Annotated in this window: 13 protein-coding genes; 4 read left to right on the top strand and 9 right to left on the bottom strand. The window is 71.9% G+C overall.

The features are described from left to right. Nucleotides 1–17 precede the first annotated feature (17 nt). Both FJQ56_RS16925 and FJQ56_RS16920 read right to left on the bottom strand, forming a co-directional pair. The gene (locus tag FJQ56_RS16925; protein ID WP_140010775.1) at nt 18–1,340 is read right to left on the bottom strand and encodes an HNH endonuclease; all 1,323 of its coding nucleotides are present in this window, start codon (nt 1,338–1,340) and stop codon (nt 18–20) included. Nucleotides 1,341–1,495: 155 nt separating this feature from the next. Continuing rightward, nucleotides 1,496–1,846: a hypothetical protein gene (locus FJQ56_RS16920; RefSeq protein WP_140010774.1), complete on the bottom strand. Its 351-nt coding sequence runs from the start codon at nt 1,844–1,846 to the stop codon at nt 1,496–1,498. Nucleotides 1,847–1,910: 64 nt separating this feature from the next. Here FJQ56_RS16920 and FJQ56_RS16915 point away from each other — a divergent pair, with 64 nt between their 5' ends. Beyond that, nucleotides 1,911–2,897: a GNAT family N-acetyltransferase gene (locus FJQ56_RS16915; protein ID WP_140010773.1), complete on the top strand. Its 987-nt coding sequence runs from the start codon at nt 1,911–1,913 to the stop codon at nt 2,895–2,897. Nucleotides 2,898–2,941: 44 nt separating this feature from the next. On the opposite strand, the gene FJQ56_RS16910 is transcribed toward FJQ56_RS16915, so the two are convergent. From FJQ56_RS16910 to FJQ56_RS16890, 5 genes are read right to left on the bottom strand one after another with little or no spacing between them, the layout of a single operon-like run. Next, entirely contained in the window at nt 2,942–3,796 is an 855-nt protein-coding gene (locus FJQ56_RS16910) for a phosphotransferase family protein (RefSeq protein WP_246084215.1), read from the bottom strand. Between the two features lie 10 nt (nt 3,797–3,806). Next, on the bottom strand, nt 3,807–4,874 hold the full coding sequence (locus FJQ56_RS16905; protein ID WP_140010772.1) for an NAD(P)H-dependent flavin oxidoreductase: 1,068 nt from the start codon (nt 4,872–4,874) through the stop codon (nt 3,807–3,809). Continuing rightward, entirely contained in the window at nt 4,871–5,647 is a 777-nt protein-coding gene (locus FJQ56_RS16900; RefSeq protein ID WP_140010771.1) for a CoA-transferase subunit beta, read from the bottom strand. The genes FJQ56_RS16905 and FJQ56_RS16900 overlap by 4 nt, the downstream gene beginning before the upstream one ends. Next, nucleotides 5,644–6,537, bottom strand: a complete 894-nt coding sequence (locus tag FJQ56_RS16895; protein ID WP_246084214.1) for a CoA transferase subunit A — start codon at nt 6,535–6,537, stop codon at nt 5,644–5,646. The genes FJQ56_RS16900 and FJQ56_RS16895 overlap by 4 nt, the downstream gene beginning before the upstream one ends. Further along, nucleotides 6,534–7,289 (bottom strand): enoyl-CoA hydratase family protein, encoded by a 756-nt coding sequence (locus FJQ56_RS16890; protein ID WP_140010770.1) that lies wholly within the window; start codon nt 7,287–7,289, stop codon nt 6,534–6,536. The genes FJQ56_RS16895 and FJQ56_RS16890 overlap by 4 nt, the downstream gene beginning before the upstream one ends. 65 nt (nt 7,290–7,354) lie before the next feature. Here FJQ56_RS16890 and FJQ56_RS16885 point away from each other — a divergent pair, with 65 nt between their 5' ends. Together FJQ56_RS16885 and FJQ56_RS16880 are read left to right on the top strand one after the other, a co-directional pair. Beyond that, a complete protein-coding gene (locus FJQ56_RS16885) occupies nt 7,355–8,104 on the top strand; it encodes an SDR family oxidoreductase (RefSeq protein WP_140010769.1) in 750 nt (249 codons plus the stop codon). Between the two features lie 20 nt (nt 8,105–8,124). Continuing rightward, nucleotides 8,125–9,018: an SDR family oxidoreductase gene (locus FJQ56_RS16880; protein WP_140010768.1), complete on the top strand. Its 894-nt coding sequence runs from the start codon at nt 8,125–8,127 to the stop codon at nt 9,016–9,018. A 31-nt stretch (nt 9,019–9,049) separates the two neighbouring features. Here the strand turns inward: FJQ56_RS16880 and FJQ56_RS16875 are convergent, their stop codons facing one another. Next, nucleotides 9,050–10,213, bottom strand: a complete 1,164-nt coding sequence (locus FJQ56_RS16875) for a steroid 3-ketoacyl-CoA thiolase (protein WP_140010767.1) — start codon at nt 10,211–10,213, stop codon at nt 9,050–9,052. Between the two features lie 157 nt (nt 10,214–10,370). On the opposite strand from FJQ56_RS16875, the gene FJQ56_RS16870 reads away from it, so the two are divergent. Further along, the gene (locus FJQ56_RS16870) at nt 10,371–11,606 is read left to right on the top strand and encodes a cytochrome P450 (RefSeq protein WP_170215466.1); all 1,236 of its coding nucleotides are present in this window, start codon (nt 10,371–10,373) and stop codon (nt 11,604–11,606) included. Between the two features lie 24 nt (nt 11,607–11,630). Here the strand turns inward: FJQ56_RS16870 and map are convergent, their stop codons facing one another. Then, entirely contained in the window at nt 11,631–12,398 is a 768-nt protein-coding gene (gene map / locus FJQ56_RS16865) for a type I methionyl aminopeptidase (RefSeq protein WP_140010765.1), read from the bottom strand. Between the last annotated feature and the right edge of the window lie 29 nt (nt 12,399–12,427).

The raw sequence follows: 12,427 nt of genomic DNA, 5'->3' as shown, positions 1-12,427 counted from the left end.
GCCCGGCGTCGCGGGCCTCAGGTGACCTCGTCGCCGGGGTCGCTGACGCCGCCTGGGTCGGCGATGCGCTCAGGAGCACCGGGCAACGGTGGCGCCCAGGACACGTAGACGTGACCTGTGGGTGTGGTGATCTCGGTGGAGTGCCACGGGCCGGGGCGTGGCCTCGAGGACCACCCGAGGGCCTCCTTGGCGTAGTTGCAGGCCTCGCAGAGCCCCTGCAGGTCGTCGGCGGCGGTGCGACCGGTGTCGCGGTGCGGCTGCACGTGGTCGATATGGCGGACCGGGGCGCCGCACCACGGCGTACGGCACAGCTGGTCCCGGTCGCCGATGAACGCGGCCAGTCCCTTCGGCGCCTTGCGACGCCGGGAGTCGGCGGCCATCAGCTGGCGGCTCGAGGGGGCGGTGTAGAGGCGGGTGATCCACACGCTGGCGCGACCGAGCGCGCGCTTGACCAGGTCGCGTGCCCACTCGGCCGGCACGATTCCGTAGCCGGGCAGCAGGGCCGGCTCGTCGTCACCTGCGAGCAGGGCCCTGTCGGTCATCACCAGGCGCAGGTCGACCGAGGGTGGCGCCTCGGCCCGGCGTCCGGTGACGAGCTCGGCGAGGGTGTCGGCCATGACCTGGCCACGTCCGCGTGGGTCGTCGGGGTCCTGCTTGGCCCGGTCGGCCTCCTTGCTCAGCGCGGCGTACATCGCGACGCCCTGTGCGACCGGCACGAGGGCGGTGAGGTAAGTCATCGTGTCGGGCGCCGGGCGCAACGTGACCCGACGGTCCTTGGCGGCCAGCGCCTGCCTCTGGGCGACGCCGGCGGCGTCGAGGCGGGCGGCGAGACGGCGGGTCTCGGCCACGAGCTGGTTGCGGCTCAGGCGGTCGACCAGGTCGGACCCGGCGATCTTCTCGTCGATCGTGGCGCGGTGCCCGACGTCGAGGCAGGCGGTCTCGCGGGCCAGCAGTGTGGCGGAGTACTCGGCCAGGCGGCCCTCACCCAGGGCGCGCGCGGTGTGGGGCATCTCGGTGGCGAGGATCCGGTTGAGCCCGAGGAAGGTGGTGGCGACCCCGGGGCTGACCCGTCGCGCGAGCGCCACGCTCTGGGCGATGCCCTCACCGATGCGTGTCGCCGGTCGTCCGGCAGCTCGCTGCGCTACGCGCTGCGACTCCTCGTAGGCGTGCCCCAGACGCCCCTGCGCGCCGGCCAGGGCGTTCTTGAGCTGCTCGATCACGGTGATCTGGTCGATGCGCTCCGCATCGGTCATGGCGGACTCGCCGGGGCCGACGGGCAGGCCGATGTCCTGTATGGCCTCGAGCCATCCAGCGAGATCGGTCAAGGTCGGTGCGGACACGGGCGGGACGCTAGGTCACCGCGTGGACGGCCGACCGACGCCAAGCTCGAGTCTGTGGACGAGCGGAGGGTACGGCGCACCTGTGGAGGACTGCTGGTCGGTTCCACAGGGTCAGACGGGGCACACCGCAGACCGCCAGCGGTGACGGATCGTCCTCAGCCCAGGACGAGGATCAGCCCGACCACGGTGGGCACCAGGCCCACCAGCAGCCACGGGCTGACGACCGCGCGACGGTGGATCGCGAACGCGGCCGCCATCGCCACGACGCCGAAGGCGCCGCCGAGCACGCACAGTCCAACCTGGGCCACGCGCTCCGAGTCGTCGATGACGACCGCAGCAATGACCAGCCCGACCGACAGGTGGAAGATCGTCGTACCGACCAGGACCGACATCACGGTCCGCTGCACCCGCTCGAGCCGGGCGATGTCTGCCGCGCTCGCCTGCTTGCGAGGCACCGAGGGATCGATCAGGTGCTTGGCGCGCCGCGGCGTCGGCTCCTGGGTCATGGCTCCACCCTAGGCCCGGATAACCGTTGGCCCGACGCCGCGGGATGCGTGATGCTCGTCGCTCGTGGACATCCGACGCTTCACCCCCGACGACCGCACCGACCTGCTCGGGTTCGTGGACGTGCGCAACGAGTCCGAGTCGCACGACTCCTCCTGGTTCCACCCCACCACGCCCGGGCTCACCGCGGGCTGGTTGCGGCACGGGTGGGACGGCGAGCAACCCACGCCGTACGTCGGCGTCTTGGGCGACGAGGTCGTCGCCGCCGGCGTGATCTCGTCCAGCGAGCGCGACAACCTGCACGTCGGGTGGATCTCCATCGACGTGCGTCCGGCGCATCGCCGACGCGGCCTCGGTACGGCCATCCTGGTGCACCTCGAGGACGAGCTGCGTGCGATGGGCCGCACCTCCGTCGGCACCTCCTGCTGGGACGTCGGCGGGCTCGACGCCTTCCCCCGCGCGCACGGCTACGAGCACAAGGCGAGCGGGATCAACCGTCGTCAGTACCTCGCCGACGTCGACCCCGCCGTCGTCGACCGGCTCCACGCGGAGGCGGCCGCCGCCGCGCCCGACTACGAGCTCGTACGACGCCGCGACCGCACCACCGAGGACGAGCTCGAGGCGGTGGCCGCGATGGCGTCGGCCATCAACGACGCACCCAAGGAGGGCCTCGAGATCGAGGACGAGGTGGTCGACGCCGCCCGCATCCGTGCGTACGACGACGCCCAGGTCTCGCGCGGGTTCGCCCTCTACCGGCTGATGGCGCGCCATCGCCGGACCGGCGAGCTCGCCGGGCAGACGGTCGTCGCCGTCGACCCGGACCGACCCGGGCTGGCCGAGCAGCACGACACCTCGGTCGTCGCCTCGCACCGCGGACACCGGCTCGGTGCCCTGCTGAAGACCGGGATGCTGCAGTGGCTGCGCGAGGAGCGACCCGACGTCACGGAGATCGACACCTGGAACGCCGAGTCCAACGGCTTCATGATCGGTGTCAACGAGGCCCTGGGCTACCGCGTCATGGGCCGCGGTCTCGACTTCCAGAAGCCGCTCTAGCCAACCCGAGCCGGCCCGAGTCGGCCCCGGCCGGCCCCGACGACTCAGTCGTCGGCGGCTCCGAGCACCCGGGCGATCATCGCGTGGCCCTCGGCCTCGAACGGCTCGTCGCCGACGGCGTAGGCCCAGACCGCGGTGTTGACGGCCTCGCGCACGCGCTCGCGCCACCAGGCCTCGGGCTCGCGCGGGTCGCCGCCGTACCCCTCGACGAAGGCCCGCTCGCGAGCCGGGTCCCAGCGGAAGTCGCGCGAGGCGAGGCGCAGCCAGTCGGTCATCGCCGGGCGCAGAGCCGCGCGCCCCAGGTCGATCGCGGCGACGCGACCCTCGTGCACGAGCCAGTTGCGCGGCTGCCAGTCGCCGTGGGTCGGCACCACGGCGACGGGGCCGGTCGGCCAGGCGGAGATCGTCGCTTCCAGGCGGGCGTGCATCGCCGCGTCGATGCGGTGGGGCTTGGTGAGGTTGCGCAGGACCTTGGCGTCCTCGACGGCCTCGTAGGTCGCATCGACGTGGCCGGGTTGGGCGTGGAGCAGCGCCAGGAGGCGGCCGGCCTGACGGAAGGTGCCGGGATCGTCCTGGGCGGGGGAGCCGAGCACGAGCTCGCCCTCCAGGTAGGCGGTGACCAGGATCTTCGCCTCGGCGTCCCCGGCCACCAGGCGTGGCGCACGGCCCTCCGCGACCCAGGGACCGAGCCACCTCGCGTGGGCGACGAGCTCGCGCGGGACGTGGTTGTTGGCATCGCCGTCGGCCTTGACGACGTAGCGGTCGCCGCCCGCCTCGACCTCGAGCACGCTGCTGTCGACCAGGCCCCAGCCGAGGTCGCGGACGACCCGCAGCCCGGGGAGCCAGGCGGTCAGCAGGTCGCGCTGGACCTCGCTGAGCACGGCCAGGGGGTCACTCACGCACGCATCGTCACACGACGTACGACGAACCGCGCCTCAGCTCCTCGGCGGCGCGTACGACGATCCGGTCGATCAGCTCCTCGCACGTCGGCAGGTCGTCGATGACGCCCACGACCTGACCCGAGGCGAGCACGCCTGCACCGGTGTCGCCGTCGACGAGGCCGGCCTTGAGCATGACCGGCGTGTTGGCGGCCAGCGCCATCTGCCCCAGCGTGCGTCCTTGTGTCTTGCGCATCGCGCGGCCGTCCTTGGCCAGCTGCGCCCAGCTCATGCCGCTGTCGCGCTTGAACTCCAGGGTGCGACGCATCGTCGGACCGAACCGCTTCGCGGCACTGGTGCCCTCGAGCGACTCGACGAGGTCGGTCCGCAGCATCCGGTGCGGCATGCCGTCGACCTTGGCGGTCACGACGGTCCCGGTCAGGTCGTGGGAGAGGTAGAGGTCCTTGACGGCCCGGGGCACCGCGGAGTCCTGGGTGAGCAGGAAGCGGGTGCCCATGCCGACCCCGGCGGCGCCGTACGAGAGCGCGGCCGCGAGACCGCGGCCGTCGAAGAACCCGCCCGCCGCGATCACCGGGATGTCGACCGCGTCCAGGACGGTCGGGAGCAGCAGCGTGGTGGGTACGGCGCCGGTGTGGCCACCGCCCTCGCCGCCCTGCACCATCACCGCGTCGGCGCCCCACGAGGCGACCTTGACCGCGTGCTTGGCCGCGCCGATCGACGGCATCACGACGATGCCGTGGTCCTTGAGCTTGGCGATCAGCTCCTTCTTGGGAGCCAGCGCGAACGAGGCGACCTTGACGCCGTGCTCGATGAGCAGGTCGCAGCGGTCGCCCGCGTCGCCGGCGTCGGCACGCAGGTTGACACCGAACGGGTTGGCGGTGCGGGCCTTGGTCTCGACGATCGCGCGCTCGAGCTCGTCGTAGGTCATCGTCGCCGACGCGAGGATGCCGAGACCGCCGGCGTTGGCGGTGCCGGAGACCAGGCGCGGCCCGGAGACCCACCCCATGCCGGTCTGCACGACGGGGTGTCGTACGCCGACGAGGTCGGTGAACGGGGTCCGGATCAGCTGCTCGATCATGGTGCCTCCCGGGGGACTTCCTTGAAGCGGTAGCCCTTCGGATCGAGGACCTCCGCGATGAGGACCAGCTCCTCGGCGGTCGGCCGGCGCGTCTGTGGCGCCGAGGCCACATCGCCGAGATCGAAGCCGGTGGCCGCCTGGACGTCGGCGCCGGTGACGCCCGGGTGGACCGACACGACCCGCACCGTGCGGTCGGGGCCGCCGACGTCGAGGACGGCCAGGTTGGTCACGATGCGGTGGATGTCGTTGAACCGCGCGGCGGCCGGGCCGGCCTCGGCAGCACGCTTGGGCCCGACGCCGGAGACGATGTCGACGGCCTCGACGAAGACCCGGGGCGAGTGCCGGGGCACCCAGTAGGAGGTGCGGTTGTTGACCGTGTTGCCGGGCGCGCCGCGGGAGCCGAGCAGCTGGCGCGTGGGCTGGGCGAAGGGTCCGATCGCCGAGATGTTCTGGTTGCCGTCGCGGTCGACCTGGGTCGCACCCATCATCACGTGGCGCTTGCCGTGGGCGACGACGTCGAAGACCTTGCGGAACGGGATCCACCCCTCGACCACGTCGGCCGTGGCGAAGATGGGGGGAGTGCCGCCGAGGAACAGCGACTCGCCGTCGCTGATCACCAGGTCGGGGTTGGAGGTCAGCTTGGCCAGGCGCACGCCGAGCATCGGCATCGTCCCCATCGGGCTGGCGAAGATCTCGCCGTCGTCCTTGAACGCGTCGGCGACCGCCGCCGCGCACACGTCGGCCCGGGTCGTCGGAGTGTCGTCGTCGCTCATGCCTGCTCCTCGGTGAACGTCCGGACCGCGGCCTGGTACGCCGCCTCGTCACCGGACAGGAACCGCGACTCGAACGCCGCCCAGTCCTCGTCGCTTCCGCCGGCCGCCGCAGCGTAGGCGCGCTGGAAGCGCTCGTCGCGCGGGTAGTCGGGGCGGCAGTCGGTGAAGTGCGCGCCGTTCGGCGTCTCGACCACGCCGGTGACGAGCATCCGGCTCAGCAGCAGCCGTTGGACCGGGGTGTCGGTGGTCAGGCCGGCGGTGTCGACGACCCGCTCGACCGAGAGGTAGGTGCGATCGGCGGCCATCGCGAACAGGTCGTCGAAGTAGGGGTCGGGACCCAGGTAGGTCGCGTTGCCGTGCTGGTCGGCGCGGTTGAGGTGGACCAGTGCGACGTCCAGCCTCAGCGCCGGCACGGCCACGAAGGTCTCGACCGTGCCGTCGGGCTCGGCGTACGGCGACGCGACGGTCTTGATCCACGGGTTGTTGACCAGGACGTCGGAGCCGAGCCCGGCCCGCATCGGCAGGAACGGCAGGCGCTCGGACGCGGCCTTGAGGCCGGTCTGGAACATGCCCTCGTCGAGCTCGACGACCTCGGGGATCGTGCCGTACTGGCGCGCACGCTGGAAGTGGGGCTCCAGCGGCACGGTGTCGAGCGAGACGAACGCGTAGACCAGCCGACGGATCTTGCCGGCGCGCGCGAGCAGCCCGACGTCGGCACCGCCCCACGACACGATCGTCAGGTCGGTGAGGTCCGAGCGGAGGATCGCGCGGACCAGCGCCATCGGCTTGCGCCGCGGGCCCCAGCCGCCGATGCCGATGGTCATGCCGTCCTCGAGGGACGCAACGACCTCGTCGATGCTCATCCGCTTGTCGCGGGGTGTCCTGCTCACTGGTGGGCCTTGTCCGTTCCCGCGAACCCGTCGCGTAGCTCGTCGCTGACGCCCATGAGGTTGAGCTCCATCGTGAAGCCCTGCTCGAAGCGGTAGCTCTTGTTGACGTCGATCGGGTCGATGCCGTTGAGACACTCCTTGGCGGCCCGGACGACGCGGGTGTCCTGCGCGGCGATGTCGGTCGCGACGCGCATCGCCGCGTCGTCGAGCTCGGCGCGCGGCACCACCTCGAGGACCGAGCCGAACTGCACGAGGTCGGCGGCCCTGATGGTGCGCGAGGTGAAGTAGAGGGTGCGCATCATGTGCTGCGGCACGAGCCGAGCCAGGTGGGTCGCCGCGCCGAGGGCGCCCTGCTTGACCTCGGGCACGCCGAAGTAGGCGTCGTCGCTGGCCACGATGCAGTCGGCGTTGCCGACCAGGCCGACCCCGCCGCCGAGGCAGAAGCCGTTGACCGCGGCGATCACCGGCACCGCGCACTCGTAGACGGCCTTGAAGGCGGCGAAGCAGCCCTTGTTGGCGCCGAGGAGGGCGTCGAACCCGGCGGTGCTCTGCATCTCCTTGATGTCGACACCGGCGTTGAAGCCGCGCCCCTCGGCCCGCAGGACCACGACCCTGGTGTCGAGGTCGGTCGCCGCCTCGTCCATCGCGGCGGCGACGTCGTACCAGCCCTGGACCGGGAGGGCGTTGACCGGTGGGTGCTCCATGGTGACGACACGGATGCCGTCGGGACGGAGCTGGGAGGTGATCGGCATGGGCGCCTTCCGGGTGTCGAGCCTGTCGAGACACAACCAAGCGTTTGCTTGGTAGGGTACCAGTCATGGCCCTCGTCCTCGACCTGTCCGGACGCGTGGTCCTGGTGACCGGTGGCGCCAGGGGCATCGGGCGCGGCATCACCGAGGCGTTCCTCGCCGCCGGCGCGACCGTCGTGACCTGCGCGAGGTCGGCGTCCCCGACGGTCCCCGGGGCCGACCACCGCACCTGCGACGTGCGCGACCCCGAGGCCGTCGACGCCCTGGTGGCCGCGATCGTCGCGACCCACGGCCGGCTCGACGTGCTCGTCAACAACGCCGGCGGCGCCCCGGCGACCGACGCCGCCACCGCATCGCCGAGGTTCCACGACAAGATCGTCGGCCTCAACCTGCTCAGCCCGCTCGCCGTCTCCCAGGCTGCCCACCGCGTCATGCAGCAGCAGGAGGGCGGCGGCAGCATCGTCAACATCTCCTCCATCTCGGCGCACCGCCCGGCGCCCACCATCGCGGCGTACGCCGCCGCCAAGGCCGGCCTCGACTCGCTGACCACCTCGCTGGCCATGGAGTGGGGGCCCGCCGTGCGGGTCAATGCGATCGACGTCGGGCTGTGCCGCACCGAGCAGACCGACGACCACTACGGCGGCGACGAGCGCGTCGCCGCGATCGAGCGCACCATCCCGCTGGGCCGGATGGCCACCCCGCTCGAGGTCGGCCACGTCGCGGTCTTTCTGGCCAGCGACCTGGCGTCGTACGTCTCGGGGGCACGCGTCTCCTGCGACGGCGGCGGCGAGCCGCCCGTCTTCCTGCACATCACCTAGGCACTCCCGGAGGAGCCCCCGTGTCAGATCTGTTGAAGGGTCGCGTCGCGATCGTCACCGGCGCCGGCCGCGGCATCGGCCGGGCCCACGCGCTCGAGCTCGCCGCCCACGGGGCCCGGGTCGTGGTCAACGACTACGGCGTCTCGCTGTCCGGCGAGCTCTCCGGCGAGCGGGGTGCCGGGTCGCCGGCCGACGAGGTCGTCGCGCTGATCCGCGAGGCCGGGGGGGAGGCCGTCGCCAACGGCGCCGACGTGGCCGACTTCAACCAGGCCGAGGCCATGGTGCGCCAGGCGATCGACACCTTCGGCGGGCTCGACGTGCTGGTCAACAACGCCGGCTTCGTGCGCGACCGGATGCTCGTCACCACGTCCGAGGAGGAGTGGGACGCCGTCATCCGCGTCCACCTCAAGGGCCACTTCGCGCCCCTGCGGCACGCCGGTGCCTACTGGCGCGCCGAGGCCAAGGCGGGCCGCCCGCGCGCGGCTCGGGTCGTCAACACCTCCTCGGGCGCCGGGCTGCAGGGCTCGGTCGGGCAGGCGACGTACTCCGCGGCCAAGGCCGGCATCGCCGGACTGACCCTGGTCGCCGCGCAGGAGCTGGGCCGCTACGGCGTCACCGTCAACGCCATCGCCCCGGTCGCCCGCACCCGGATGACCGAGGGCGCCTTCGACACCTCGGCGATGGCGCTGCCCGAGGACAACTCCCCGATCGTCGCCTGGCTCGCCAGCGTCGAGGCCGGCGACGTCACGGGTCGGGTCATCGAGATCGACGGCAGCACCATCACCGTCGAGAACGCCTGGTCCCACGGGCCTGCCTGCGACAACGGCTCCCGCTGGGACGCCGCCGACGTCGGCCCCGCCCTGCGCGAGTTGCTCGCCGAGGCGCCGGCCCCGGAGCCGGTCTACGGCGCCTGAGGCGCCGTACGCCGGACCCGGCCGCGGGCTGTCAGATCCGCTCGATCACCGTCCCGGTCGCCATCGCCCCACCGGCGCACATCGTGATGAGAGCGGTGCTCTCGTCCCGCCGCTCGAGCTCGTGCAGCGCGGTGGCGATCAGGCGTACGCCGGTCGCGCCGACCGGGTGGCCCAGGGCGATCGCGCCGCCGTTGACGTTGACCTTGTCCAGGTCGACGGCGTGCTGGCCGGCCCACGAGAGCACCACGCTGGCGAAGGCCTCGTTGACCTCGAACAGGTCGAAGTCGGAGATCGACATGCCGGTGCGGTCCAGGATCCGCTGGGTCGCCTGGATCGGGCCGTCGAGGTGGAAGTAGGGGTCCGAGCCGACGAGGCACTGGCTCACGATGCGGGCGCGCGGGGTCAGGCCGAGCGCGCGTGCCCGGCCCTCGTCCATGATCAGGACGGCGGCGGCGCCGTCGGAGATCTGCGACGACGTGCCGGCGGTGTGCAGGCCGTCGGGCAGGACCGAGCGCAGCTGGGCGAGGCCCTCGCGGGTCGTGTCACGCAGACCCTGGTCGGTGTCGACCACACGGCTCTCGCCGGTGGGGTTGCCCTCGGCGTCGCGCACGGGTGCGGTGACGCCGAAGATCTCCCGCTTGAAGCGGCCCTCGTCGACGGCGACGCGTGCCTTGTGCTGCGAGGCGAGCCCGAAGGCCTCGAGGTCGGCGCGGGTCAGGCCGCGGTGGCGGGCGATCCGGTCGGCGGCCTCGAACTGGTTGGGCATGTCGATCGACCAGTCGTCGGGTCGCGGATCACCCAGGCCGGGCGGCACGTTGGCACCCAGCGGGATGCGCGACATCGACTCGACCCCGCAGGCGACCCCGACGTCGATGGTGCCCGCGGCGACCATGTCGTGGACCAGGTGGGCCGACTGCTGACCCGACCCGCACTGGGCGTCGACGACGGTACCGCCGGTGTGCTGGGGGAGCCCGGCGTGCAGCCAGGCGCGCCGCACCATGCCGTTGGACTGCTCACCGGCCTGGGTCACCACCCCGCCGACGACCTGCTCCACCAGCTCGGGGTCGAGCCCCGCCCGGGTCAGGACCTCGCGCTGCGCCTGCCCGAGCAGCGAGGCCGGGTGGAGACCGGCGAGCCAACCGTTGCGCTTGCCGAGGGGGGTCCGGACGGCGTCGACGATCACAGGGGTGCCCATGACCAAAGTAGAACGTGTTCTCGTTCTGCGCGCAAGATCGGCTGGACCACGCGACGTCCGGACTCGACATACGAAAGCCTTTCGTCCTATGTCGAGAGTATGTAGTCTCCGACTAGAACAGGTTCCAGTCCGTGCGCGAGGGAGATCCACCGTGACCATGACCGACGTGTTGCCCGACGGCTTCGACTTCACCGATCCCGACCTCAACGAGGTGGCGATCCCGCACGAGCAGTTCCGCCTCCTGCGTGCCTCGGCGCCGATCACCTGGGTCGAGCAGGCGCCCGGCACCTACGACGGCATGGCCGAGGAGTCCGGGACCGGCTACTGGGCGGTGACCAGCCACGCCGACGTCGTCGCCATCTCCAAGGACAGCAAGAACTGGTCGACGGAGGAGAACGGCGCGATCATCCGCTTCTCCGAGGGCATGACCCGCGAGCAGGTCGAGCTGCAGCGCGCCATCCTGATCAACCAGGACCCTCCGCACCACACGGCCCACCGGGCGATCATCAGCCGCGGCTTCACCCCCCGCTCGATCAACGCCCTCGAGGAGGTGATGACCCTGCGCGCCGACCAGATCGTGCGGGCCGCCATCGCCAAGGGCTCCGGCGACTTCGTCGAGGACGTCGCCGCCGAGCTGCCGCTCCAGGCGATCGCCGAGCTGATCGGCATCCCTCAGGAGGACCGCTCCAAGATCTTCGACTGGTCCAACCAGATGCTCGCCAGCGACGACCCCGACATCGTGGGCGAGCCCGACGTGGCCGCCGCCGAGATCCTGGGCTACGCGATGACGATGGCCGCCGACCGCAAGGCCACCCCGCGCGACGACATCCTCACCAAGCTCATCCACGCCGACAAGAACGGCCGCGGCCTGACCGACGACGAGTTCGGCTTCTTCGTGATCCTCCTGGCCGTGGCCGGCAACGAGACCACCCGCAACGCCATCACCCACGGCATGAACGCGTTCTTCGACAACCCCGACCAGTGGGACCTCTGGGTGCGTGAGCGGCCGGCCGAGATGGTCGACGAGGTCGTGCGCTTCGCCACCCCCGTCACCGTGTTCCAGCGCACCGCCCTCCACGACGTCGAGATCGGCGGGGTGACGGTCACCCAGGGGCAGCGGGTCGCGCTCTTCTACGCCTCGGCCAACCACGACGACGCCGTGTTCACCGACCCGTTCCGCTTCGACATCACCCGCTCGCCCAACCCGCAGGTCGGCTTCGGCGGCAACGGCGCCCACTTCTGCGTCGGCGCCAACCTGGCCCGCCAGGAGATCCGGTTGATCTTCAACGCCCTCGCCGACCTGTGTCCCGACATCACCAAGCTGGCCGAGCCGCGCCGGCTGCGGCACGCGTGGATCAATGGGCTCAAGGAGCTCCAGGTGCGCTACGTCTGATCGCGTCGTACGCCGGACCGATCCTCAGTCGCGCGCGGTCAGCACGATCGGTAGGTCGTCGGTGATCGCGATGGTGTGCTCCATGTGGGCGCCGCGCGAGCCGTCGCGGCTGCGCAGCGTCCAGCCGTCGGCGTCGGTGTAGATCTCGGCGGTGGTGTGCATGAACCACGGCTCGATGGCGATGACCAACCCGGCCTTGAGCTTGAAGCCCCGACCGGGGCGGCCGTCGTTGGCGACGTGGGGGTCGCCGTGCATGGTGCGGCCCACCCCGTGGCCCCCGAACTGCAGGTTGACCTGGAGCCCGGCCGAGCGGGCCACCTCGCCGATGGCGAACGAGACATCGCCCATCCGGGCGCCCGCGCGGGCCGCCTGGATCGCCGCGTCGAGGGCGCGTCCGGTGACCTCGATCAGCCGGAGGTCCTCCTCGCGCGGGGTGCCGACGACGACCGAGAGGGCCGAGTCGGCGACCCAGCCGTCGACCGAGGCGGCGAAGTCGACCGACAGCAGGTCGCCGTCGCGGAGCCGGTAGTCGTGGGGAAGCCCGTGCAGGACGGCGTCGTTGACCGAGGTGCAGAGCACCTTGCCGAACTTCGAGCCTCCGAAGGACGGGTGGTAGTCGATGTAGCACGACTCCGCCCCGCGCTCGCGGATCATGTCGTGGGCCAGCGCGTCGAGCTCGAGCAGGTTGACCCCGACGTCGGCGGCGGCCTGCAGGGCCGTGAGGACGGAGGCGACGAAGGCGCCGGCCGGTCGCATCTCCTCGATCTGGGCGGGGGTCCGAAGCTCGATCACGAGAGCCACGGTAGTCGTCGCCCCGAGGT

The organism is Nocardioides plantarum, assembly GCF_006346395.1.
GTDB classification, from domain to species: Bacteria; Actinomycetota; Actinomycetes; order Propionibacteriales; family Nocardioidaceae; genus Nocardioides; species Nocardioides plantarum.
The sequence above is the reverse complement of the archived record's forward strand: the minus strand, read 5'-3'. Positions and strand labels throughout refer to the sequence as shown.